This window comes from Streptomyces sp. NPDC045899 (assembly GCF_056431485.1).
This window is the reverse complement of the sequence record NZ_JBWKKP010000001.1, coordinates 530,576-554,205: the sequence shown is the minus strand read 5'-3', so window position 1 is coordinate 554,205 and position 23,630 is coordinate 530,576. Positions and strand designations below refer to the sequence as shown.

Annotated in this window: 20 protein-coding genes and 1 pseudogene; 13 read left to right on the top strand and 8 right to left on the bottom strand. The window is 71.5% G+C overall.

Features of this window, described 5'->3' with window-relative positions:
* Positions 1 to 181 precede the first annotated feature (181 nt).
* Together AC07FT_RS02500 and AC07FT_RS02495 are read left to right on the top strand one after the other, a co-directional pair.
* The gene (locus AC07FT_RS02500; protein ID WP_479173347.1) at positions 182 to 1,540 is read left to right on the top strand and encodes a sensor histidine kinase; all 1,359 of its coding nucleotides are present in this window, start codon (positions 182 to 184) and stop codon (positions 1,538 to 1,540) included.
* Positions 1,537 to 2,262, top strand: coding sequence for a response regulator transcription factor (locus tag AC07FT_RS02495; RefSeq protein ID WP_479173345.1), 726 nt, complete (start codon positions 1,537 to 1,539; stop codon positions 2,260 to 2,262). Before AC07FT_RS02500 ends, AC07FT_RS02495 begins: the two co-directional genes overlap by 4 nt.
* On the opposite strand, the gene AC07FT_RS02490 is transcribed toward AC07FT_RS02495, so the two are convergent.
* Positions 2,238 to 2,825, bottom strand: a complete 588-nt coding sequence (locus tag AC07FT_RS02490) for a carboxymuconolactone decarboxylase family protein (protein ID WP_479173343.1) — start codon at positions 2,823 to 2,825, stop codon at positions 2,238 to 2,240. The genes AC07FT_RS02495 and AC07FT_RS02490 overlap by 25 nt on opposite strands.
* Before the next feature lie 98 nt (positions 2,826 to 2,923).
* On the opposite strand from AC07FT_RS02490, the gene AC07FT_RS02485 reads away from it, so the two are divergent.
* Positions 2,924 to 3,391: a MarR family winged helix-turn-helix transcriptional regulator gene (locus AC07FT_RS02485; RefSeq protein WP_479173341.1), complete on the top strand. Its 468-nt coding sequence runs from the start codon at positions 2,924 to 2,926 to the stop codon at positions 3,389 to 3,391.
* 47 nt (positions 3,392 to 3,438) lie between these two features.
* Here the strand turns inward: AC07FT_RS02485 and AC07FT_RS02480 are convergent.
* The 3 genes and pseudogenes from AC07FT_RS02480 to AC07FT_RS02470 all read right to left on the bottom strand — a co-directional run bounded on the left by AC07FT_RS02480 (position 3,439) and on the right by AC07FT_RS02470 (position 5,351).
* Positions 3,439 to 4,385: pseudogene (locus tag AC07FT_RS02480) on the bottom strand (hypothetical protein).
* 99 nt (positions 4,386 to 4,484) lie between these two features.
* Positions 4,485 to 4,676, bottom strand: a complete 192-nt coding sequence (locus AC07FT_RS02475) for a YegP family protein (protein ID WP_479173339.1) — start codon at positions 4,674 to 4,676, stop codon at positions 4,485 to 4,487.
* 27 nt (positions 4,677 to 4,703) lie between these two features.
* The gene (locus AC07FT_RS02470) at positions 4,704 to 5,351 is read right to left on the bottom strand and encodes a GNAT family N-acetyltransferase (protein WP_479173337.1); all 648 of its coding nucleotides are present in this window, start codon (positions 5,349 to 5,351) and stop codon (positions 4,704 to 4,706) included.
* 120 nt (positions 5,352 to 5,471) lie between these two features.
* On the opposite strand from AC07FT_RS02470, the gene AC07FT_RS02465 reads away from it, so the two are divergent.
* Entirely contained in the window at positions 5,472 to 5,681 is a 210-nt protein-coding gene (locus tag AC07FT_RS02465; RefSeq protein ID WP_244418743.1) for a helix-turn-helix domain-containing protein, read from the top strand.
* Complete coding sequence (locus tag AC07FT_RS02460; protein WP_479173335.1) at positions 5,681 to 6,247, top strand: Clp protease N-terminal domain-containing protein; 567 nt, start codon at positions 5,681 to 5,683, stop codon at positions 6,245 to 6,247. The genes AC07FT_RS02465 and AC07FT_RS02460 overlap by 1 nt, the downstream gene beginning before the upstream one ends.
* A gap of 22 nt (positions 6,248 to 6,269) precedes the next feature.
* Here the strand turns inward: AC07FT_RS02460 and AC07FT_RS02455 are convergent, their stop codons facing one another.
* Complete coding sequence (locus AC07FT_RS02455; RefSeq protein ID WP_479173333.1) at positions 6,270 to 7,826, bottom strand: hypothetical protein; 1,557 nt, start codon at positions 7,824 to 7,826, stop codon at positions 6,270 to 6,272.
* A gap of 299 nt (positions 7,827 to 8,125) precedes the next feature.
* On the opposite strand from AC07FT_RS02455, the gene AC07FT_RS02450 reads away from it, so the two are divergent.
* The 4 genes from AC07FT_RS02450 to AC07FT_RS02435 all read left to right on the top strand — a co-directional run bounded on the left by AC07FT_RS02450 (position 8,126) and on the right by AC07FT_RS02435 (position 13,303).
* Positions 8,126 to 8,650: a GNAT family N-acetyltransferase gene (locus AC07FT_RS02450; protein WP_479173331.1), complete on the top strand. Its 525-nt coding sequence runs from the start codon at positions 8,126 to 8,128 to the stop codon at positions 8,648 to 8,650.
* A gap of 89 nt (positions 8,651 to 8,739) precedes the next feature.
* Positions 8,740 to 11,559: an NACHT domain-containing protein gene (locus AC07FT_RS02445; RefSeq protein ID WP_479173329.1), complete on the top strand. Its 2,820-nt coding sequence runs from the start codon at positions 8,740 to 8,742 to the stop codon at positions 11,557 to 11,559.
* 61 nt (positions 11,560 to 11,620) lie between these two features.
* Positions 11,621 to 12,367: a DNA repair protein RecO gene (recO, locus tag AC07FT_RS02440; RefSeq protein WP_479173327.1), complete on the top strand. Its 747-nt coding sequence runs from the start codon at positions 11,621 to 11,623 to the stop codon at positions 12,365 to 12,367.
* 99 nt (positions 12,368 to 12,466) lie between these two features.
* Positions 12,467 to 13,303, top strand: a complete 837-nt coding sequence (locus AC07FT_RS02435; protein WP_479173325.1) for an isoprenyl transferase — start codon at positions 12,467 to 12,469, stop codon at positions 13,301 to 13,303.
* A 21-nt stretch (positions 13,304 to 13,324) separates the two neighbouring features.
* On the opposite strand, the gene AC07FT_RS02430 is transcribed toward AC07FT_RS02435, so the two are convergent.
* Genes AC07FT_RS02430 through AC07FT_RS02420 form a run of 3 tightly spaced genes read right to left on the bottom strand, consistent with a single transcriptional unit; the run spans position 13,325 to position 17,495 of the window.
* Positions 13,325 to 14,458, bottom strand: a complete 1,134-nt coding sequence (locus tag AC07FT_RS02430; protein ID WP_479173323.1) for a (Fe-S)-binding protein — start codon at positions 14,456 to 14,458, stop codon at positions 13,325 to 13,327.
* On the bottom strand, positions 14,455 to 15,837 hold the full coding sequence (locus tag AC07FT_RS02425; protein WP_479173321.1) for an FAD-binding oxidoreductase: 1,383 nt from the start codon (positions 15,835 to 15,837) through the stop codon (positions 14,455 to 14,457). The genes AC07FT_RS02430 and AC07FT_RS02425 overlap by 4 nt, the downstream gene beginning before the upstream one ends.
* The gene (locus AC07FT_RS02420; RefSeq protein ID WP_479173319.1) at positions 15,837 to 17,495 is read right to left on the bottom strand and encodes an L-lactate permease; all 1,659 of its coding nucleotides are present in this window, start codon (positions 17,493 to 17,495) and stop codon (positions 15,837 to 15,839) included. The genes AC07FT_RS02425 and AC07FT_RS02420 overlap by 1 nt, the downstream gene beginning before the upstream one ends.
* Before the next feature lie 169 nt (positions 17,496 to 17,664).
* Between AC07FT_RS02420 and AC07FT_RS02415 the strand changes: the two genes are divergently transcribed.
* From AC07FT_RS02415 to AC07FT_RS02400, 4 genes are all read left to right on the top strand, one after another.
* The gene (locus tag AC07FT_RS02415; protein WP_479173317.1) at positions 17,665 to 18,333 is read left to right on the top strand and encodes a GntR family transcriptional regulator; all 669 of its coding nucleotides are present in this window, start codon (positions 17,665 to 17,667) and stop codon (positions 18,331 to 18,333) included.
* Between the two features lie 169 nt (positions 18,334 to 18,502).
* On the top strand, positions 18,503 to 18,883 hold the full coding sequence (locus tag AC07FT_RS02410) for a WXG100 family type VII secretion target (RefSeq protein ID WP_479173315.1): 381 nt from the start codon (positions 18,503 to 18,505) through the stop codon (positions 18,881 to 18,883).
* Positions 18,880 to 23,229, top strand: a complete 4,350-nt coding sequence (locus AC07FT_RS02405) for an RHS repeat-associated core domain-containing protein (protein ID WP_479173313.1) — start codon at positions 18,880 to 18,882, stop codon at positions 23,227 to 23,229. The genes AC07FT_RS02410 and AC07FT_RS02405 overlap by 4 nt, the downstream gene beginning before the upstream one ends.
* Positions 23,226 to 23,474 carry a hypothetical protein gene (locus AC07FT_RS02400; RefSeq protein ID WP_479173311.1) on the top strand — a complete coding sequence of 83 codons (249 nt, stop codon included), beginning with the start codon at positions 23,226 to 23,228 and terminating at the stop codon, positions 23,472 to 23,474. The genes AC07FT_RS02405 and AC07FT_RS02400 overlap by 4 nt, the downstream gene beginning before the upstream one ends.
* Positions 23,475 to 23,630 lie beyond the last annotated feature (156 nt).

Below are 23,630 nucleotides of genomic sequence, written 5' to 3'. Positions count from 1 at the left end.
GGAAGGAGAAGAAGGCAGGACCCACCCCCTCGCGTTAAAGGAAACACGCGGGGCCCCCCCCCCCCCCCCCCCCCCCCCGGGTCCGTACGCCGGGCCACCGCCCATGACCGTGCGACGCGAACGTGAACGCGGGCCGGACCGCCCCTGGTCCGGCCCGCGGCCGATCCCCGAGGATGAAGCCGTGACCCCACACCCCAAGCCCCCGCCCCGGCCTCCCCGGCGGCCGGGGCGTCAGCTGCCGGGCCGGCCCCCGCTGTGGGCGTTGCTGCACGCCCTCCACAGCGGCAGACGGCCGAGCGAGTCCCGCGCCGAGGCCCGGACGCGGCGGCGTACCGATGCCGCGATCGCTGGTGCCGTACTCCTCCTCCAGTGCGCCCTGGCCCTGTTCGACCCCGGCGGCAACGGCCACCGTCCGGACACGATCGGCTGGCTGCTGCTCACCGGCAGCGCCGCGGTGCTCGTCGGACGGCGGCACAGCCCCATGCTGGTGACGGCGGCCGTGGTGTTCATGGTCGGCCCGTACCACGCGCTGGACAATGTGCACCTCGCCGTCGTCCCGGCCGGACTGCTCGCCGTCTACACCCTCGCCGTCATCGGCCCGCCGCTGCGCTCCTTCCTGACCGTCTCCCTGGTCATCGCGCTCATGGTGACGGTCATGGCCGTGGGCTCCGCACCGCACGCCGGGGTCGACATGCTGCGCAGCTCCGGCTGGGTGCTGTCGGTCGTGGTGATCGGTGAGGCGGTCCGGATCCACCGCAAGTACATCGCGGCCATCCTGGAACGGGCCGAACGCGCCGAGCGCACCCGTGAGGAGGAGGCCGCCCGCCGGGTCGCCGAGGAGCGGCTGCGGATCGCCCGGGATCTGCACGATCTGCTCGCGCACAGCATCACCCTCATCGGCGTCCAGACCTCGGTCGCCGCACATGTCCTGATCGCCGATCCGGACCGGCTGGACCGCGAGGCGCTGTCCACGGCGCTCGACGGGATCTCCGACACCTGCCGGGACGCCCGCGCCGAACTGCGCGCCACGCTCCAGGTGTTGCGCGGGGACGAGAACGAGGGCAGCGGGGGCGGGGGCGGTGAGGACCCCGACGCCGTCGCGCCGCCTCCGGGGCTCACCGGACTGGCCGACCTGGCCGCGGCGGCCGAGGCGGCGGGCGTCCGCGTCGAACTCACCGTCGGCGTGGCCGGGTCGGAGCTGTCGCCCGCGGTGGGCGCCGCCGCGTACCGGATCGTGCAGGAGGCGCTGACCAACACGGTGCGCCACGCGCCCGGCACCCGGGTGCGGATCACCCTCGTCCGGGACGGGACGGCGCTCGCCGTCTCCGCCGTGGACGACGGCCCGGCCGGCGGGGGGACACCGCCCGACGGGGCGGAACCGGGCCATGGCATCGTCGGGATGCGCGAACGCGCCCGCAGCGTGGCCGGAACCCTGACCGCCGGACCGCGCGGGGACGCCCCCGGGTTCGCCGTCCGCGCGGCGCTGCCCTGGGGCAGGGCCGGTTCCGTCCCCGCGAGCCCCCTGGAGGCCATCCCGTGAACCCGAGCGAGACCGCGGACCCGCGGATCAGGGTGCTGCTCGCCGACGACCAGACGCTCGTGCGCTCCGCCTTCGCCATGCTCGTGGACTCCGCGCGGGACATGGAGGTGGTCGGTCAGGCGGGCACCGGCCGCCAGGCCGTCGAACTCGCCCGTGACGCCCGCGCCGACCTGGTGGTGATGGACATCCGGATGCCCGATCTCGACGGGATCGAGGCCACCCGGCGCATCGCCGCAGACAAGGACCTGGCCGGGGTCAGGATCCTGGTACTGACCACCTACGACACCGATGACCACATCATGGAGGCACTGCGCGCGGGCGCCTCCGGCTTCCTGGTCAAGGACACCCGGCCCGCCGAACTCCTGGACGCCATAAGGACGGTGGCGGCGGGGGAGTCCCTGCTGTCGCCCGGTCCGACCTCCCGGCTGATCGCGCGGGTGCTGCGCGCCCCGGCCGTCCCGGTGCCCGGTGTCCCGGCGGGCGCGACGGCGGCGCTGTCGGAGCGGGAGCGCCAGGTGCTCGTCCTGGTCGCGCGCGGGCTGAACAACGCCGAGGCGGCGGCGACGCTCGGGCTCTCCCCGCTCACCACCAAGACGCATGTCAGCCGGATCATGGGCAAGCTGGGTGCCCGGGACCGGGCCCAACTGGTCATCGCCGCCTATGAGTCCGGTCTGGTCGCCCCCTCCGGCGCCGGGGGTCAGCCCGCGGTCGGACCCTCCTGAGCCGGGTCCGTCGCGGGCTCGCGCAGCGGCGCCCCGGTCATCCGGTTGGCGAACGTCGACAGAGTGTACGCGCCGATGCCGAGCACCACCTCCAGCGCGTTGCGCCGGGTGTACCCGTGGGCCAGGAAGGCGTCCAGGGCACCGGGGCTCAGCGCACCGGCGGTGGCGAGCACGTCCAGGGCGAAGACCCGTACCGCGTCCAGCCGTGCGTCCTCCAGCGGCCGGGCCCCGCGCAGATCCTCGATGAGCGCGGTGTCCGCGCCCCGCGCCCGGAGGGTGGCGGTGTGCATCTCGACGCAGAGGTGGCAGGCGTTGCGGACCGCGACCGTGAGGATGAGCACCTCTCGGGCGATCGGATCGAGGGTGGTCCTCTCGAACGCCCCGCTGAGCGTGAGGAATCCCTCCAGCAGCTCCGGCGATTCGGCCATCCGCGCCACGGCGGGGGAGAGGTGGCCGAGGTGCTTGACCGTGGCCTCCATGGCCCGCCGGGCGCCGGGCGGCGCGGAGTCCAGGGTGTGTGCGGGGAAGGCGTGGTCGACGGTGGTGGTGGCGGACGCGGACATGGGGAACCCCCGGAGTAAAATGGTCAACGTGGTTGTCGAAAAGGTAAACCAGGTTGTCGACCGGTGCAAGGGCGACAGGGGTCGCGAGGGGGATTCGCATGGCTGAGGACGCTCCGGGATTCGAGCTGCCGCTGCTGCTCTTCGCCGGGTTCCGGTCGATCGCCGACCAGTTGCACGCCGAACTGGCCCGCCAGGGCCATCCCGACATCCGTCCCGCCCATGGCTTCGCGATGCAGGCCATCGGACGGGACGGCACCACCGCCAGCGAACTGGGCCGACGGCTCGGGGTCTCCAAACAGGCCGCGGGCAAGACCGCCGACCGGCTGGCGGCGCTGGGCTACGCGGCCCGGGTGGACGACCCGGCCGACGCCCGCCGCAAGCTCATCCGGCTCACCCCGCGCGGCTACGACGTACTGGCCCGGTCGGCCGCCGTCTTCGACGAACTGCGCGCGGCGTGGGCCGAGCGGCTGGGCGAGGACCGGCTGCGCCGACTCGAGGCGGACCTGCGGACGATGGCGCCGCCCAGCGGCTTCCGGCTGGACGTGGCGGGCTGGTTCGGAGCCTGACAGGCCCGGGCCCGGGGGCCTCGCGCCCGCGGTGCGCTGTGACCCGCTCACCCCGTACCCGGCGCTCCCCAGCCCGTCCGGTAGGCACGCCAGTCCTCCTCCGTGGCGGCGAAGTCCACGTACAGCGCCGCCCCGAACCGCTTCCGGTGGCGGTCCTGACGGCCGAGGCCGAGCCGGGTGCCGCGTACCGCCGCCGTGACCGTCTCGGCCCAGGCGTGACGGCCGATGTTGTCGGTGTGGTAGCCGGGCAGGCCCATCAGCAGATCCGTACATAGCCGCCGTACAGGCTCTCCAGCGGCATGGCGGTGTCGTACGACATCACCGCGATCTGGTCGACCCGCCGTGCCACCTGGCTGAAGTACTTCTGGGACCACCACTTGGGGTGGCCGGTGAAGAAGTCCGCCGCCGTGTGCAGCCCCGGCAGTGGGTCGATCTGATGGGCCGCCACCGACAGCGGGGCGCGGCGGGCGCGGGTGAGGGGGTGCAGTGCGTCGAGGAGCGCGAGGTAGGCGCGGTCACCGGAGTGCAGTGGCTCCAGGTCGAAGTGCACCCCGTCGAAGCCCGCGTCCAGCACCTGCCGCGCGGACCGCACCACACGGACGCGGTTGTCCCGGTCCTCCAGCCGGAGCCCGGTCGGGCCCTCGGTGGCCAGCACATCGCCCAGCCACGCCTGCACCCGGACCCCGGGCAGTTCGCGGTGGACGGCCTTCAGCAGCCAGGCGGCCTCGGGATAACGGGCCGCGGGCAGCGTGCCGTTGTGAGCCAGCGGGCCCGCGTGGACGTACAGATCGCGGATGCCGCTGCCGCGTACCCGCCGGGCCAGCGCCGCCAGTTCCCGTTCGCCGTTGCGGCCGTCCACCCAGGCGTGGCCGAGCCAGACCGCGTCCCGGCCCCGGGTCTGGGTGCCGGGCTTGACGTCCCCCGCGTACAGCAGCCGCAGTGAGACCCCGGCGGCGAGAACGGCGAGGGCCGGAGCGCCCGCCAGAGTCGCCATGACGCGCTTGGGCCACTTCAGCCGTGGATGTCTCCAGACGCGTCGCACGCCGCGCAGCGCCCCCGCATCGCGTCTACGCCCGCCCCTTCCGCGCCGATGTCACATCGTGTCGTGCGGGATTTCCTTGACCTCGGCCGTGGGCGCGTTCTTCTTGACCGATTCCACGCCTTTCTCGGCGGCGCCCTTGGATTCGTATGCCTCGCCGACCGCGATGATCTCGCCATTGCCCGCCTTCAGGCGGAAACGGTGCTTACCGGCCTTGTCCTCGTAGATTTCGAACTTGCCCGCCATAGGATCTCCACCTCCACTGCGGGGCTGTCACCGGGCACCGAACAGTGCGCGGCACGGCTCGAGTCCGGTGATCTCCACCGGGGTGGCGGTGCGGTGTTCCGCCCAGGCGGCGCGGTCCAGCCGCAGCCGCTGGAGGGTCCGGGCCGTGCCCCGCACCGCGACGGTCTCCTTTCCGTCGGGGCGGTAGCCGAGCCGTCGAGACACCCCGAGCGAGCGCCCGTTCTCCATCATCGCGCCCGAGGTCAGCGAGCGCGCCCCCAGGCCCTCGAAGGCCAGGTGCGCCACCGCGGTCCGCATCTCCGTGCCGAAGCCCCGGCCCTGGTGGACCCGGCCCAGCCAGGAGCCGGTCTGCGCCTCGCGGGTCACCGCGAAGTCGCGCGCCGTCAGGTCCTGCCGTCCGATCACCGTTCCCTCGTGCAGTACAGCCAGGCTCAGTGTCCACTCCTCCGGGTGCCACTCCGCGACGGTCCGCAGGACGTGCTGGAAGGTGGCGCGCCCGCGCTCCTCCGGGGTGGTGTCGGTCCACGGCACGCTGAACGGCATCTCGGCCGGGTCGTGCACCCCCTCCGCCGCGACCGCGGCCAGCTCGTCGAGCCGGGGGAGGTCGGGCAGGCGCAGTTCGAGGCGCGGGGTGCGGACGCGGAGCCCGTACAGGGGCCAGAAACGAGGGTCCATGACGGGAGGTTGCCCGACCCCGGCGACCGCGTCGAACCCATGACGCCCCGGGCGCCGTGCCGGCCTCCGTCTCTGTCAATCAGGGTTGACGCGAGGGGAGCGTCAACCTACATTGACACCATGACCGAAGCAACGGATCTCGCCGAGCGGGCGGGCGACCGGGACCCGCGGATCGGACTGCGCGCCGTCGCCGCGCTGCGGCGGCTGCTGGAGCAGCTGGAGGCCGTCCAGGTCCGCAGCGCCCGCGCCAAGGGCTGGTCGTGGCAGGAGATCGCCGCCGAACTGGGCATCAGCAGGCAGGCGGTCCACAAGAAGCACGGGAGGCGTTGATGTTCGAGAGGTTCACCGGCAGTGCCCGTGAGGTCGTCCACGGGGCCGTACAGCACGCACAGCGGACGGGCAGTCCCACGGTCGGCGAACCGGAGCTGCTGCTCGCGCTCCTGGACCGCGCCGGGAGCCCCGCCGCCACGGTGCTCGCCGGCCTCGGCGCGCACCGGAGGCGGGCGTCCATCGAGCGTTCGCTGGCCGAGGTGCGCCGCCGCGGCGGCCTCTCGGACGCGGATACGGAGGCCCTGGCGGGGCTCGGTATCGACGTCGGGGAGATTGTCGCCCGGGTGGAGGAGGCGCACGGCGTGGGCGCTCTCGCCGCCACCGGCCCCGGCACCCGGCCCGGCCCCCGGCGGGGCGGGCGGCGCCCCTTCGCACCGGAGGCCAAGTCGGTGCTGGAGCGGTCGCTGCGGATCGCCGTCGGCCGCGGCGACCGCTCCATCGGCGACGAACACCTGCTGCTGGCGCTCCTCGCCCGGCCCGGCGTCGCCGCCCATGTCCTCGCCGACCACGATGTGACCTACGTCCGGGCCGAACGCGCCCTGGGCGTACGTCCGGAGGCGAGCTGAGCCCGCCTCCGGCCGTACGGGGTCATTCGGTGCCGATCACCATGGCCAGCGGTACGTCCAGCTTCTTGTGGTACTCGCTCGACGGTTTGCCGGCGCTCTCCTTGCCCAGGTAGAGCCGCTTGCCGGCGTACAGGTACTGCGCGTGCGTCTCGATGTACGACTCGACCTCGGCGTTCTCCGGCGGGTTCCGCATCAGCTGCTTCTTCTTGTACGACGCCGGATCGATCTGCCAGACCGCGCTTCCCTCCGAGAGCGTGGGCCTCTGGTAGGCGATGACGGAGCCGTTCTCGTCGAGCCCCAGCGGCATCAGCGGACCCGCCTCGGTGCCGTCGGCCTTGCCCGCCACCTTGCCGGTCTCCAGGTCGATGCCCACGATCTCGTTGCTGGGGCCGGAGGCGGACCCGGCGCGGTAGTCCGTGCCCAGGAAGAGGGTCATGGACCCGGGGTCGACGGCGACCTGCGCACAGCCTCCGAGCTCGGTCGCCGGGCAGCCTTCCTCGTACTCGTACCTGCCGCCCTTCAGGGCGACCGTGCTGAGCTGCTTGCCCCGCTTCCCGCTGTCGTCGATGGTCAGGACCTCGGAGACGCCGGTCCCGCCCTTGTTGATGCCGACCACCAGCGGGGAAGTGGAGATCACATGGGCGTATTCGGTGCCCGGCTCCAGCGTGTAGGCCGATGTCACCGCCCGGGTACGGGGGTTGAGGGTCCGGATCTCGAGCTGTTCGGTGTCCGACGCGGACGCCTGGCAGGAGCGCAGCGCGATCAGCTTCTTCTCGTCGCCGACATAGCCCTTGTCCTCGCAGTCCCCCGAGGAATCCGGCATCCACAGCGGTGTGCCGTCGGTGGTCCACGCCGCGCCGCCGCTGATACCGCCCGCCGCGACGGTGCCGCCGCCGATGGACACCTCGTCGAACATCACGGGCCCGTCCGACGCCAGTTCACCGGTCTCCTTGCCCTGCTTCGTCCAGAGCAGCTTGCCCTGGTCGAGGTCGACGAGGCCCACCTGGGTGCAGACCGACGGGTCCTTGGAGTCGTCCTCGAACAGCACGGTGGTCAGACCGTCCTTGGTGACCTGCCGGGAGGACCAGCACAGTTCACCGCTGAGCGGGATCTTCCACCGGGCGGAACCGCCGTCCAGCGGATAGCCGACGATCTGTTTGACGCCGGCCTTGGCGAAGGTCTTGCCGGTGACCCACATACCCGGGGTGTTGACCATGTCGCCGCGGATCTTCGGCGCGGGGACCCTGCCGAGCACCTTGCCCTCGGCCGCACCGGCCGTCGAATCACCGCCTCCGCCACCGGAGTCCTTGTCCGCGGTGACCCAGATGCCCCCGCCGATCAGCAGTGCGACCGCCACCACCGCGCCGATCACCTTCGCCATGGGCGACTTCGGGGGGCGACGGCGGCTGCCGCGTCCCCCGCCGGGCGGCACGGGAGGCGGCCCGGGCTGCCCGGGAGTCGCCGGCGGCTGGTACGGCGGCGGCCCCTGCGGCGGATAGCCGTAACCGCTCGGATGGCCCGGGGCGGCGCCCGGATGCGGGGCACCGTCATAGGGCGGCTGCGGAGGCGGCTGTGACATGAAGAATTCTCCCTCTCGCGCGGATTGCGTATCCCGGCGGGCCAATTGCGGGAAGGATTGTTTATCAGTGGTCGCCACCACTGTGGAATCCGGGGGTCGAATTCCTGGAATTCCGCAGCTCAGGCAATTAGTTATCTCCGATCCAGCGAAAATGATCCGCGGTTCATTTCGCGGGACGGGGTGGCGTTGTCCGGTATGCCGGGGTCGCTCCGGCGCCCCGGCGGTGCCCCCGGCGGCTCCGTACTCCGCGGCTCACAAATCGGTTGCCCGTCCCCGGTTCCGGCGCCCACACTGTGCCGGTGCTGATCCGACGAGAAACCCCGGCAGACATCGCCGCCGTGGCCGACGTCACCGCGGCGGCCTTCGCGGGCAGGTCCGAGACCCCGGTCCCCATCGAGGTCACCCTCCTGGGGGAACTCCGCACCTCCGACGCCTGGTTGCCCGCGCTCTCCGTCGTCGCCGTCGGTGACGCGGGTGAGGTCATCGGTCATGTGGTGTGCACCCGCGCCCATATCGGCCCGGACCAGTCCCTGGCGCTCGGCCTCGGTCCGCTCAGTGTGGTCCCCGCCCATCAGCGGCGCGGGGTGGGCAAGGCGCTGGTGCACGCCGTACTCGGCGCGGCCGACGCGTTCGGCGAACCGCTGGTGGCCCTGCTCGGCAGCCCCGACTACTACGGCCGCTTCGGCTTCCGCCCCTCCACCGAGGTCGGTGTCACCGCGCCCGACCCGGCCTGGGGCGCGTACTTCCAGGTCCGCACCCTGACCACGTATCAGCCGACCCTCAAGGGCGCGTTCAGCTACGCCGAACCGTTCTCCCGCGTCTGAGGCCCGCGCGCCGGCCTGCGCCGAACACGGTCCCAACCGGTGGTGGTTGCGCTATAACGGAACGTCACGGGCCTCTCGGGGGGAGAACGGTGGCGGGTGGCAAGGGCGCTGAATTCCTGACGCGCGGTGCGCTGGCGACGGCGAGCCTGGTGCCGCCCGCGGTGCTGGGGGCCCGGTTCTGGTCCTCCGTGCACCGCCATCCGGTCGTCTCGCTGCTGCTGTTCCTGGTCTACGCGGCCCTGCTGGCGGGTGTCGCCTTCCTGGCCAAGGTGTACGGGAAGGTGGCAGACCGGTGGGTGGAGCGGGTCGCCGACGCGGTCGACCGGCGGCTCCAGTGGCGCGTCTCCCGCTTCGAACGCGACTACCGCGCCTATGTGCTGAGCCACCACCGGTTCATCGACCTCAAGGGGCTGGCGACGCGCGGTGACTACACCCCGGGGCTCGAGGAGGTCTTCGTCGACGTCAGCCTGATGCCGCGCTCCGCGCACCAGGTGGCGCGCGAGTCCCTGGCGGGCGCCGACGGCGGGGCCTTCCCCGCGCGGCGGTCGGTGCGGGACTTCCTCGGCGGGCCGGAGGGCACCGCCCTCGCCGTCATCGGCTTCCCCGGCACCGGCAAGACCACCATGCTCAAACACCTGGCCCTCGGCCTGGCCCGGGAGTCCGGCCGACGGGGCCGCCGCGACCTGCCGGTGCTGCTGTTCCTCCGGGACCACGCCGCGGCGATCACCGCGAACCCCGCGATCACCCTTCCGCAGATCATCGGCGCCTCACTGGGACGGCTCACCGGTGACCAGCCGCCCGGCTGGTTCAACGGCCAGCTCCAGCAGGGCCGCTGCACGGTGCTGCTGGACGGGCTGGACGAGGTGGCCCGCGAGGAGCACCGCCGTGAGGTCTCCCGCTGGGTGGAGCGGCAGATCGAGGGCTACGAGACCAATGACTTCGTCCTCACCTCCCGGCCGCAGGGCTACCAGGGCGCCCCGGTCAACCGCGCCCGGGTGCTCCAGATCCGCCGTTTCACCGGTGAGCAGATCGGCCGCTTCGTGCACGGCTGGTACCGCGCCATCGAGCGGCTGAGCACCGGCGCGGACGACACGGCGGTCGCCGACCGCGCCCACGAGGGCGCCGAGGACCTGCTGAACCGGCTGCGCGCCCGGACCGTCCTGTACGACCTGGCCGCCAACCCGCTGCTGCTGACGATGATCGCCAATGTCCACCGCTACCGGGGAGCCCTGCCGGGCAGCCGCGCCGAACTGTACGGCGAGATCTGCGAGGTGCTGCTGTGGCGGCGGCAGGAGGCGAAGGGCGGGACGGCCGCGGCGGCCGACGAACTCGGCGGCGCGAAGAAGGAGGTCGTCCTGCGCGAACTGGCCTTCGTGATGATGGCCGACCGGATGCGGGACATCCGGGGCGAGTACGCCTCCGACGTCCTGCGGCCGCTCCTGTTCCGGGTCTCCTCGGCCATGTCCTCCCAGGAGTTCCTGGACACGATCGTGGTCAGCGGACTGCTGGTCGAGCGGGAACGCGGACTGTACGCCTTCGCCCACCTCACCCTCCAGGAGCACTTGGCCGCCCTCCACATCCAGCACCGCCGTCTCGTCGACCATCTGGTGGCCCAGGTGGACGACGACTGGTGGCGGGAGACGACCCTGCTCTACGCGGCCCGGGAGGACCCGGCCCCGGTGGTCGAGGCGTGTCTGGCGTCCGGAACCGTCCGGGCCCTCGCGCTGGCCTACGACTGCGCGGCCGAGGCGACCGAATTCGCCCCCGAGGTGGCCCGGCGGCTGGAGGCGCTGCGCGAGGAGTCGCTCGGCGGGCCGGTCGGCTCCGCCCGGCGGCGGCTGATGACCGCGATCACCGTGCTGCGCGAACTGCGCCAGACCGTACGGCTGGGCGAGACCACCCTGGTCTGCGCGCGCCCGGTGACGCGGGAGATCTACCGGCTGTTCGCGGAGGAACGCGACCGGCCCGGCGCGCCCGGTCTCACGGACGGCGGGGCGGACGACATCGCGGTGGGGGCGACCCGGGCGGAGGCGCGGGAGTTCGTGAACTGGGTCAACTCCCTGGCCCCGGACGGGGACGCGTACCGCCTGCCGCTGGAAGAGGAAGCGACGGACGGGGCGTTCGACCTGGTGGCCGGGGTGGCCCGGCACACGGTGTGGTGCGCGAACACGGCGAATCCTTCGCTGTCGTTATGGGTGCCGGAGGGGACTCACCACCCCTGGGTGGTTCCGGCGCGGGAGACGGCCGGGCCGTGGCTCGGCCACGGCCCCGGGGACGAGGAGGCGCTGAACCGCGGGAACGCCGCGCTGGCCGCGGTCCTGGGCATGCCCCCCGCCATGGTCCGGAGCGGCGGCGTCAGCAGCCCCGATGTCCGCGCCCGGCTCCAGGCCGCTGATCTGGCCCAGGCCGGATTCCCCGAACGGGCCGACACCGCCGCCCGTGTCGCCGCGCTGCTGCACCTCATGGCCGAACCCGGGGGCGGATCCCTGCTCACCCTGCGGTCCCCCACCTTCGCGGAGCGGGTGGCGCCGCTGCTGAGCCACGCCGTCGACACCAGGTTTCCGGGGGACGCGGCGGACCTCTCCACCCTGGCCACCCTCTACACCGGAGAACTGGATGCCCTGCCCCGGTCCGCCCCGGAGTGGGCCGCACCGGCCCTGAACACCCTGGTGGAACGCATCACCGACTGGTCCAGGGCGCTGACGGACCGGCCGCGCTCCCTGGACCCCCAGGACGGTCCGTACGTCCGGCTGGCCGCCCTCACCGTCGCGGCCGTCGCCGAGCGGCTGCTGGGCGACCGGACCGTGGCCTACGCCTACCGCGGTATCGCCGCCCGCTTCCTGCTGCTGCAGCGTCGTGCCGAGGGCGTCACCACCCCCTGCGAGACGATCGTGCTGGTCCGCGCCTGATCCCCGGCGAACCGGCCGGGGGCGGTTCGATCAGGTGTGCCGCTGAGGGAGAATGGCCGCCATGAGTCTGTTCCGCGACGACGGCATCGTGCTGCGCACCCAGAAGCTGGGTGAGGCGGACCGGATCATCACCCTGCTCACCCGCCACCACGGCCGGGTGCGCGCGGTGGCGCGCGGGGTGCGCCGGACGAAGTCGAAGTTCGGGGCGCGGCTGGAGCCGTTCTCCCACGTCGACGTGCAGTTCTTCGCCCGCGGCGGGGAGCTGATCGGACGCGGGCTGCCGCTGTGCACCCAGAGTGAGAGCATCGCTCCGTACGGTGGCGCGATCGTCACCGACTACGCCCGCTACACCGCCGGTACCGCGATGCTGGAGACCGCCGAGCGGTTCACCGACCATGAGGGCGAGCCCGCCGTCCAGCAGTATCTGCTGCTCGTCGGCGCCCTGCGCACCCTCGCCTCCGGGGAGCACGCACCGCATCTCGTCCTCGACGCCTTCCTGCTGCGCTCGCTCGCCGTCAACGGCTACGCGCCCAGTTTCGACAACTGCGCGCGGTGCGGGATGCCCGGTCCCAACCGGTTCTTCTCGGTCGGCGCGGGCGGAGTGATATGCGGGGAGTGCCGGGTGCCGGGAAGCGTCGTACCCTCGGCGGAGTCGCTGACGCTGCTGGGCGCCCTGCTGACGGGGGACTGGGCGACCGCGGACGCGTGCGAAATGCGGCACGCCCGGGAGGGCAGCGGGCTGGTGGCGGCGTATCTGCACTGGCACCTGGAGCGCGGGCTCCGGTCGATGCGGTACGTGGAGAAGTAGGGAAGCGGCCGCCGGTCCGGCACCGGCGGCAGGGACGACGGACAGAAGCACGGCAACACCGGGACCGACCGGGACGACGGACGAGGAGACGTGGCAGGCATGGCACGACGCGGGATTCTGGGGCGACAGCGACGCGAGTACCGGGCGCCGGACCCCCACCCCTCCGGCGCCCGGCCGCCCAAGCTCCCCGGTGAGCTGGTGCCCGGCCACGTCGCCGTCGTCATGGACGGGAACGGCCGCTGGGCGAAGGAGCGCGGTCTGCCCCGCACCGAGGGCCACAAGGTCGGCGAGGCCGTGGTGCTCGATGTGCTCAAGGGCTGTCTGGAGATGGGGATCAAGAACCTCTCCCTCTACGCCTTCTCCACCGAGAACTGGAAGCGCTCGCCCGACGAGGTCCGCTTCCTGATGAACTTCAACCGTGACGTCATCCGCCGCCGCCGTGACGAGATGGACGAGATGGGCATCCGGATCCGCTGGGCGGGCCGGATGCCGAAACTGTGGAAGTCCGTTGCCCAGGAGCTCCAGGTCGCCCAGGAGCAGACCAAGGACAACGACGCCATGACGATGTACTTCTGCATGAACTACGGCGGCCGCGCCGAGATCGCGGACGCCGCGAAGGCCGTGGCGGAGGACATCCGGGCCGGTCGGCTCGACCCGTCGAAGGTGAACGAGAAGACCTTCGCCAAGTACCTCTACTACCCGGACATGCCGGATGTGGACCTCTTCCTGCGTCCCTCCGGCGAACAGCGCACCTCCAACTACCTGATCTGGCAGAGCGCCTACGCCGAGATGGTCTACCAGGACGTGCTCTGGCCCGACTTCGACCGCCGAGACCTGTGGCGCGCCTGTGTCGAGTACGCCTCCCGCGACCGCCGCTTCGGCGGCGCGATCCCGAACGAGGACCAGGCGGAGCAGGACGGCACCCAGCCCGCCTGAGCACCGTCCGCCCGCCGCCGGTCACGGTCCGGCCATGGCCAGGAACTCCGCGAGGTGGACCGCCCGGACCGGGGACCGGTGGCGGCGCAGGTTCTGCTGGAGCTGGCGCTGGCAGCCGGGGTTGACCGTGACGACGAAGTCGACGTCCAGCCGTGCCAGTGCCTCCAGCTTCGGGTCCAGGACGGCGCGGCTGTCGGCCGGGCGGAGCATCGCGTATGTCCCGGCGGCTCCGCAGCACTCGCCCGCGCCCGGGAGTTCGACATAGTCGGCGACGGCGGCGATCAGGTCGCGGGGCTGACGGGTGACCCCCAGGCCGTTGCGCAGATGGCAGGAGTCCTGGAGGGCCGCCCGCGCCCGGCGGCCGTCCACGGTGACCTGGCCGGTGGGGCGGTGGCCGGTTTCCTCCAGGTACTGGCTCAGCTCCCGCACCCGGTCCCGGCCCAGGTGGTGGGCGAGATGGGCGGCGCAGCCGCCCGCGGTGGTGACGATGGTGCCGGGCAGCCGTTCCCCGAGGGCGCGGGCCATCTCGCCGCCGGTGGTGGAGTCGCCGTTGTGGGCGTGCAGGGCACCGCAGCAGCCCTGGCGGGCGGGGACGGTGAGTTCCGGGCGCAGCGCGGTGGTGGCGCGGGAGACCTTCGGATACAGACCCCGTTCCACACAGCCCAGCATCAGGGAGGCGGTGTCCGGGTCCGCACCGGACCCACCGGACCCACCGGACCCACCGCCCCGGGCGTGGCGGCGGACCAGGCCCTGGAGCCACAGCAGCGCAGGGCGGGAGACCAGCGCCATCAGGATCCGGGCGATCCACGGCCGGTCGCGGCCCCGCCACTGGTGGTCGCGCCACTGCTCCAGCAGTGAGCCGTACTCCACCCCCGCCGGGCACACCGTCTCGCAGGCCCGGCAGCCCAGGCAGTACGAGGACTCCTCGGCCAGCGTCGGGTCGTCCTCGGGGAGTTCACCCGTCTCCAGCGCGCGCATCAGGGTGATCCGGCCGCGCGGGGAGGAGGTCTCCTCGCCGGTGAGGGCGTAGGTCGGGCAGGCGGGCAGACAGAAGCCGCAGGAGATACAGCGGTCGAGCTGCCGTTTGTCGAAGATGCCCAGGCCGCGGCCGGGTTCGGGGGCGGGACGGGGGCTGTCGTCCGTGGGTCCGGTCATGATCCGAGCTTTCCGGGGTTGAGGATTCCGGCCGGGTCGAAGGCCAGCTTGAGCCGGCGGGCCAGGGCGATCTGGTCGGCGCCGATCCGGTCGGCGAGATACGGCAGCTTGGCCGCGCCCACACCGTGTTCACCGGTGATGGTGCCGTCCAGGGCGATGGCCGCGGCGAAGATCTCGCCGAAGGCGCGGTGCGCGCGGTCCACGGCCGCTCCGTCGTCGGGGTCCAGCACACAGGTGGGGTGGAGGTTGCCGTCACCGGCGTGGCCGAAGGTGGCGATCCGCAGGTCGTGGCGGGCGGCGACGGCGTCGATGCGGTCCACCATCTCGGCGAGCCGGTGCCGGGGCACGGTGGCGTCCTCCAGGATGGTCAGCGAACCGAGCCGGGAGAGCGCGGGCAGGGCGCAGCGGCGGGCGGCGAGCAGCGCCTCGGCGCGGGCCACGTCCTCGGCGAGGGTGACCTCCAGCGCCCCGGCCCCGGTGCACACCTCCGCGATCCGGGCCAGGGTGCCCGCCACCGTCCGCGGGGCGCCGTCGTCGCCGAACATCAGCAGCGCGCCCGCGTCCGTCCGCAGGCCGAGCCCGGCGAACTCCTCGACCGCGGCGATGCACTTGTGGTCCAGGAACTCCAGCGTGGCCGGGACGATCCCGGCGGCGATGACGGCCGCCACCGCCCGGGAGGCGTCCGCGAGCGAGGCGAAGTAGGCCACGCCGGTGCCGCTGTCCTCGGGCGCGGGCAGCAGCGCCACCGTGGCCTCGGTGATCACCGCGAGGGTGCCCTCGGAACCGGTCAGCAGCCGGGTCAGGTCATAGCCCGCCACGTCCTTCCAGAGCCTGCCGCCGGTGCGGATGATCTCGCCGGTGGGCAGCACCGCCTCGAGGCCGAGGACGTAGTTGCGGGTGACGCCGTACTTGAGGCCGCGCAGTCCGCCCGCGCAGGTCGCCACGTTGCCGCCGATGGTGGAGACGGTGCGGCTGCCCGGGTCCGGCGCGTACAGCAGTCCCTCGCGCGCGGCGGCGTCGGCGAGCTTCTGGGTGGTCACCCCGGTCTGCACCCGTGCGAGCAGTTCCTCGGCGCTCACCTCCAGGACGCGGTCCAGCCGGGTGAGCACCAGCACGATGCCCCCGCGGAGCGGGACGGTCCCGGCGCACAGGTTCGATCCCGCGCCCCGGGGGACGACCGGTACGCCCCGGTCGGTGGCGTACCGGAGGACGGCGGCCACCTCCTCGGTGCTGCCGGGGAGCACCACCGCCTGCGGGCGGGCGTGGAAGAGCGGGGTGGCGTCGCGGGCGTAGGCGGTCAACGCGCCCTCGTCCACCCGCACATGGGCGTCGCCGACGATGGCCGCCAGGTCGCGGGCCAGCTCCGTGGCGGCGGCCATCAGCGCACCACCATCCAGCCGAGCACCGGGGTGGACTGGAGGTACACCAGCAGACAGACCGCGACCAGCAGGCCGAGTCCCCAGCCCACCACCTTGCGGAACAGCTCGCCCTCGCGGCCCTCCAGACCCACCACGGCGGCGGCGATCGCCAGGTTCTGCGGGGAGATCATCTTGCCCAGGACACCGCCGGTGGTGTTCGCGGCGCCGAGCAGATAGGGCGAGATGCCCGTCTTCTCGGCCGCGGTGACCTGGAGCAGTCCGAACAGGGAGTTGGAGGAGGTGTCGGAGCCGGTGACGGCCACGCCCAGCCAGCCGACGACAGGGGAGAGCAGGGCGAACGCGCCGCCCGTCTCGGCCAGCAGCAGTCCGAGGGTGACGGTCTGGCCGGACAGGTTCATCACATAGGCCAGCGCGAGCACCGCGGTGACGGTGACGATGGTCCAGCGGAACTGCCGGACGGTGTCGCCGTACGCCCGCGCCGTACGTCCGGCGCGGATCCGGTAGAGGACCGCGGTGAGCAGTCCGGCCAGCAGCAGGACGGTGCCCGCGGCGTTGAACACGTTGAGGTTGAAGGTCATGGTGGACAGCGGGGTGCCGTCCAGGGTCGTCACCTCCAGGCCGGGCCAGCGGTACGTCCATCCCGAGTGCGTCTCCAGCCAGGACTTCACCGGCCCGGACGTGGCCACCGCGAAGAGCACCACCACGATCAGATAGGGCGCGAACGCCATCAGCGCGGAGCCCTCGCCGGTCTGCTTGCGGCGCTGTACGGCGTCGAACCGCTCGTCCTCGGCGGCGCCCCCGGCGATCACCGGGGTGCCGGTCCGCGCGGCCATCACCTCACGGGGCTGCCAGACGCGGAGCACACCGATGACGGCCAGGGCGCCCGCGAAGGCCGCCACGATGTCGGCGATCTCGTAGCTGAGGTAGTTGGCGCTCACGAACTGGGCGGCGGAGAAGGCGAATCCACCGGCCAGCGCCACCGGCCAGACCTGCCGGACACCGCGCCGTCCGTCCACCATGAACACCAGCAGCAGCGGGACGAACAGGGCCAGCAGCGGGGTCTGCCGCCCGACCATGGCGCCCAGGTCCGCCGCGTCCATCCCGGTGATCCTGCCCAGGGTGGTGATGGGGACCGCGATCGCGCCGAACGCCACCGGTGCGGTGTTGGCCACCAGGGACACCGCCGCCGCCTTCATCGGCCGCAGTCCGACGGCCATCAGCATCACCGAGGAGACCGCCACCGGGGTGCCGAACCCGGCCAGCGCCTCCAGCAGCGCGCCGAAGCAGAAGGCAATGATCACCGCCTGGACACGCTGGTCGTCGGAGAGCGAGCCGAACGCCCGGCGCAGTGCCGCGTCCCAGCCGGTGATCTCCGTCAGCTTGTAGATCCACAGGGCGTTCAGCACGATCCAGATGATCGGGAAGAGGCCGAACGCCGCCCCCTCGCTCGCGGCGAGCGCCGCCTGTCCTACCGGCATCCCGTAGGCGAACACCGCCACGCCGAGTGCCATCGCGAGCGCCACCAGCGACGCCTTCCACGCCTTCCATCGCGCCCCGCCCAGCAGGACGAACAGCGTCACCAGCGGAAGCGCCGCGAGCAGGGCGCTGTAGCCGAGGGAATCGCCGACGGGGTCGAATACCTGTTCATAGGCGGCCATGATCGTTCTCGCCTCTCCTCGCCTCGTCCGGGCTGCCCGGGGTAGGGCCGTGTGACCCCCGCCACGTTCGTGATGAAGGTTCCGGCGATTGTCAGACAATGACTCATGGCAGTCAATGGCTCCGACATGACACATGCGAGAATGGCGATGTCCCCGCGTGGAGGTGTTCATGGCTCAGGACGCCGCGTTCCGGCTGTCCACCGTCTCGGTCGTCGAGGCGCTCGCGGCATCCCTGCGCGACCGGGTGCTGGACGGACAGCTTCCGCCCGGCACGGCGCTCGCCGAGACCGAGATAGCCACCGAGTACGGCGTGTCGCGCCCCACCGCGCGCAGCGCCGTGACCGCCCTGGTCCACGAGGGACTGCTGCACCGCGACGCCAACAAGCCCGCCTGCGTACCGCGGCTGACCCGCGCCGACGTCGAGGACCTCTTCCTGGTCCGCACCCCCCTGGAGGCGGATGTCGTCCGTGTCCTGGTCCGGCGCGGCACCGTCCCGGTGACCGCCGCCGCCCGCGCCATCGGCGACCTCGGCCGGCTGGAGCCCGACGCCCCGCACAGCGCGTTCGCCGAGGCGGATCTGCGCTTCCACCAGTCGCTGGTGGAAGCGGTCGGCAGCCAGCGGCTGAACCGGCTGTACCGCGGCATCCAGGGCGAGGTCCACCTGTGCATGGTGCAGACCCGGCGGACCCTCGGCCGTGAGCGCATCATCGCCGAACACACCGCCGTCCTCGACGCGTTGAAGGCGGGGGACGAGGAGGGCGCGGCACGGTGCATGCGGGCGCACCTGGACGGCGCGTGCCGGTCGCTGCGGGAGATGTCCGAGGAGCCCGCGCGCTGACGAGACCGTTCGAGGGCCATCGTCACAGCGAGTGCTGAAAGTCCGTCAATTTCCCTATGCAACGACTCGACGAAGTCTTTACCCGCCATAGGGCCCGCATTGAGCAGGTCATGATCATCCAAATCTAATCTGGAGGCTTTGCAGCAAAGAGCGCAAGGGGGGCGTCGGGGTGAGCGGCGGGCACGCCAAGGGCAAGGTCCTGGACATCAAGGTGGCGGACATCAAGGCGGTCGCGCCGACTTTCCAGCATCAGGCGGTCAAGCTGAGCGAGGCGCTGACCACGCTGATCACCGCGCTGGACGGCTACGGGGAAGCCTGGGGGGACGACAAGCCCGGCAAGCAGTTCGGGAACAAGTACAAGCCGCACCAGAAGGACATCGAGCGAGCGGCCGGAATCCTCGTCCTGGGCCTGACCAGCATCCACGAGGCCATGCAGGACATGGCGGACGGTCATGTCGACAACGACGAGCTCATCGAGGGCATGTTCACCAAGGTCAAGCGGCCCGGCTCCGCCCACGATGGTGAACACGGCAAGGGCGGTCACCGGTGAGCTTCGGCAGTGAGCTCGAGGAGAAGGCCAAGGCCCTCCTCATGAAGCTCGGCATGTGGTGGCCCGACGCCAACTCCGGCACCCTGCGCAACGCAGCCGATGCCTGGCGGACGTTCGCCGGCAGTGTGGATGATGTGCGGGTCGCCACCAATAAGGCGGCCTCGACGCTGATCCACCACAACGAGGGCGAAGCGATCGACGCCTTCGAGATCTTCTGGGGGCGTTACGCCAAGGGCAAGGACGAGGGCTGGCTCACCAATCTCGCCAAGTCCGCCCGCAACATGGCGAAGGCCCTGGACAAGTTCGCCGACACCGTCGACGACGCGATCGAGAAGCTGTGGACCCAGATCAGCATCGACGCCATCGCACTCGTCGGCGGCGGGCTGCTGACCGTCTTCACCGGTGGTGCCTCCGACGGGGTGGCGGCGGAGATCATCGCCATGGCCGCGAGCCTGGGCATCGCGGTGGAGGAAGCGGTCGCCGTCATCGCCGCGGAGCTGCTGGCGGGCGCGGTCTTCACCAGCGTGTTGTCGGTGACCATCGACGCGGCGGTGGCCCAGCCGCTGAAGATCGCTCTGGGGCAGCAGAAGGGCTTCAGCCTGGAGGAGGTCAACGAGGCCGCCAAGCAGGGCATGATCGACGGCGGGATCTTCGGTGCCGGGTTCGGGGTGCTCAAGCCCGGTGTGATCCCGAAGAGCCGGGTGCCGTTTTCGCTGCGGCCCCCGAAGGCCCCCTCGATCCGCCCCAACCTCATCGAAGAGGGCGCCGCGTGCCGCGGGTCCAAGGCATGTCCGCGGATCGGTGAGCCGATTGACGTGGCCACCGGCGCGATGCTGATGGAGCAGACCGACCTGACACTCCCCGGCTCGCTGCCGCTGGTCTTCGAGCGCACCCATGTGTCCTCGTACCGTGGTGGCGTGCACTTCGGCCCGACCTGGGTGAGCCTGCTGGACGAGCGGGTGCAGCTCGACGCGGAGGGAGTGGTCTTCGCCGCGGCGGACGGTATGCGGCTGGTGTACCCGGTGCCCGGCGCCGGGGTGCCGGTGCTGCCGAAGAAGGGCGCCCGCTGGCCGCTGGAGTGGGACGGCGAGGCCGACGGGGTCATGACCGTCACCGATCCGGAATCCGGTGTGGTGCGCACCTTCAGCCGGGCGGCCGCCACCGAGGAATCGGGGGCCGTGTATCTGCCGCTGGAAAGTCTCGAAGACCGCAACGGTGCCCGGATCGGCATCGAGCGCGCCGCGAACGGGGTGCCCTTGGCGGTCCGGCACTCCGGTGGCTACTACGTGGCCGTCGACACCGAGGGTGAGCGGGTCACCGCGCTGCGGCTGCTGGACCACGCGCCGTCGGTCTACGAGCTGAGCGGCGGCGCGTCCGAGGCCGGCACGGTCGTGATGCGCTACGGCTACGACGACGCGGGCAACCTCACCGAGGTCATCAACTCCAGCGGTGAGCCTCTGCGCTTCACGTACGACGACGAGGGCCGGGTCACCTCCTGGACCGACCGCAACGGCACCTCGTTCACCTATGTCTACGACCCGGCCGGGCGCGTGGTGCGCACCGAGGGCAGCGACGGCGTCTTCAACGGTGCGCTGGAGTACGACGACGAGGCGCGGACCACGGTCTACACCGACTCCCTCGGCCACCGCACCACCTTCCGCCACAACACCGACGGTCAGGTGATCGAGGAGACGGATCCGCTGGGCCACACCACGCGGACGGAATGGGACGCGCGGGGCCACCGAAGGCTCTCGGTGACGGACCCGCTGGGCCGTACCACCCGCTACGGGTACGACGGGAACAGCAACCTGACGACCGTCACCCTCCCCGACGGCAGCGAGGCCCACGCCACATACAACGACCTGTGCGTGCCGGTGGAGGTCACCGAGCCGGACGGCGGGACGTGGCAGCACACGTACGACGATGCCGGGAACCTCACCGCCACCACGGACCCGGCAGGCGCGGCGACCCGGTACACGTACAACGACACCGGCCACCTCACGGCGGTGACCGACGCCCTGGGCCACGTCCGCAGCGTCGTGTGTGACCCGGCGGGGCTGCCGGTGGAGATCACCGACCCGCTGGGGCACACCACGACGGTCCGCCGGGACTCCTTCGGCCGGGTGGTCGAGGCGACCGACCCTCTGGGTCACACCACGCGGATGGGCTGGACGACCGAGGGGAAACCGGCATGGCGGGAGGAGCCGGACGGTGGGAGGGAGAGCTGGACCTGGGACGGCGAGGGCAACCTCCTCACGCATACGGACGCGGCCGGCAACACCACCCGTCAGACCTCCACCCACTTCGACGTCCCGGCCACCCGCACCGAAGCGGACGGCGCGGAGTACGCCTTCGCGTACGACACCGAACTGCGGCTGACCCAGGTCACCAACCCCCAGGGCCTGACCTGGACGTACATCTACGACCCGGCGGGCCGCCTCGCGGCCGAGACCGACTTCAACGGCCGCACCCTCAGCTACACCCACGACGCGGCAGGAGACCTGCTCACCCGCACCAACGGCGCGGACGAAACGCTCCACTTCACCCGCGACGCGCTGGGCCGCACCGTCGAACAACGCACCGACGCGGGCGAGACCACGACCTTCGCCTATGACGTACGAGGCGGCCTGGTCGTGGCGACCAACCCAGACGCGGAGCTGACCATCGAACGCGACCCGCTGGGCCGGGTCCTCACCGAAACGGTCAACGGCCGCACGACGAGGTACGCGTACGACGTCCTGGGCCGCCGCACAGAGCGCACCACCCCCTCGGGACTGACGTCCACGTGGTCCTATGACGAGGCGGGCCGCCTGACGGATCTGAGCGGTGACGCCGGTTCGCTGGCCTTCGCGTACGACGCGGCGGGGCGGGAGGTGGAACGCCGTCTGGGCGAGGCCGTGCGGCTGACCCAGACGTGGGACAGGGCGGACCGCCTCACCACCCAAACCCTCACCACCGGTCTCGACAACGAAGCGGACCGCATCCTCCAGCACCGCTCCTACGCGTACCGCGCAGACGACTATTTGACCGAGATCCGCGAACTCACCTCCGGCACCCGCCGCTTCGACCTCGATCCGGTCGGCCGGGTCACCGCGGTGCATGCCCATGGCTGGACCGAGACCTACGCCTACGACACCCTCGGCAACCTCACCCACGCCACCGCCCCGGCCCACGAGTCGCCCGGCGGCCGTGAGTTCTCGGGCACGATCATCCACCGCGCGGGCCGCACCACGTACGAACACGACGCCCAGGGCCGCCTGACCCGCCGCACCCGGAAACTGCTGAACGGCCAGAGCCGGACCTGGACCTACACCTGGAACGCCGAAGACCGCCTGACGGACGCGACCACCCCGGACGGCGACCACTGGACCTACGCCTACGACCCCCTCGGCCGCCGGATATCCAAACAACGCCTGGCCGAGGACGGCACGGTGGCGGAATCGGTGGCCTTCACCTGGGACGACACCCGGCTGGCTGAGCGGACGACGAGTGCCGACCAGATCACCACCTGGGACTACGCCCCGGGCACCCACCGCCCCCTGACCCAGACCGACCACACGGCCCTGTCCCGCGAACCCGGTGCGTCGCTGGTCGAGAAGTTCACAGGCGTGGACGACGCCGACCTTCACACCCGCTTCCACGCGATCGTCACCGACCTCGTCGGCACCCCCACGGAATTGATCGCCCCGGACGGTGAACTCGCCTGGCAGCACCGCACCACCCTCTGGGGCACGGATTTCCCCTCCCCACTCGCCCCGGAAGCCGTCGACTGCCCCCTCCGCTTCCCAGGCCAGTACGCGGACCCGGAAACGGGTCTGCACTACAACTACTTCCGCCACTACGACCCCGAAACCGCACGCTACGCCACCCCTGACCCGCTGGGCTTCGAACCAGCGCTCAATCATTACGCCTATGTTGCGGATCCGTTCGGTTGGGTCGACCCGCTCGGACTTGAAGGGTGCAAATCTGGAAAGGTAAAGTGGGTTACTGAGGGGACAACCAGATCAGCGGCCGCAGATGAGTATGAAGCGGGTGCGCATGGAGCTCGAAGTGAAGTTGCCTCACAAAAGAGGCAGGTTCCGGCACTGGACTATGTCAAAACGGATGGCACCCCTGCATCGGTCCGGTTCGACGGACTTCGCGATGGTCAATTGATCGACAGAAAACTTGGTGTGGCCACGACGGCCAAGGCAAAACTTGCAGCCACAAGGCAGTCCATGGCACTCAGTCAGAATGAACGAACGGCCATTTGGGAGGTCGCGGATCAACGCGCCTACCGGCGTGCTACTAGGATGCTCGGGCAGCAGAGCATCATCAACATCAAGGTGAGGATTGTTTCGCCATGAGCGTCATCGTTGCCCGCGCGCTGATCGAGTTGCTTGTATCTCTTGAGTTGTCCGACGAAGATTCCGTCTCGGTGGAGGCCTCTGCGGCCTTTGCTGAGGACGTCGCGACGTCGCTAGGAGAATTGTCGGATTCCGAACGAGCGGAACTCATCTCGGTAATTCGCCAGATGGGCGAAGCGACCCAGGACGAAGATCGTCGACAAGTTCTCCTGGAACTCCCCGAAGGGCTTGGGCTCACTGAGTGACGGGTATCGCGCGTGGCCGGGCCACACTGCTCGACCGGAGCGATCTCGTCGCCCTCGTTCCTGACAGCGGTACGCGAGCAGCAGACCCAGGGCGGGGCGGGGGGACTGCCTCGCCTCGCTGAGGGAGCTGCGGGCGGCCGTGGGGTGAGGACGGCC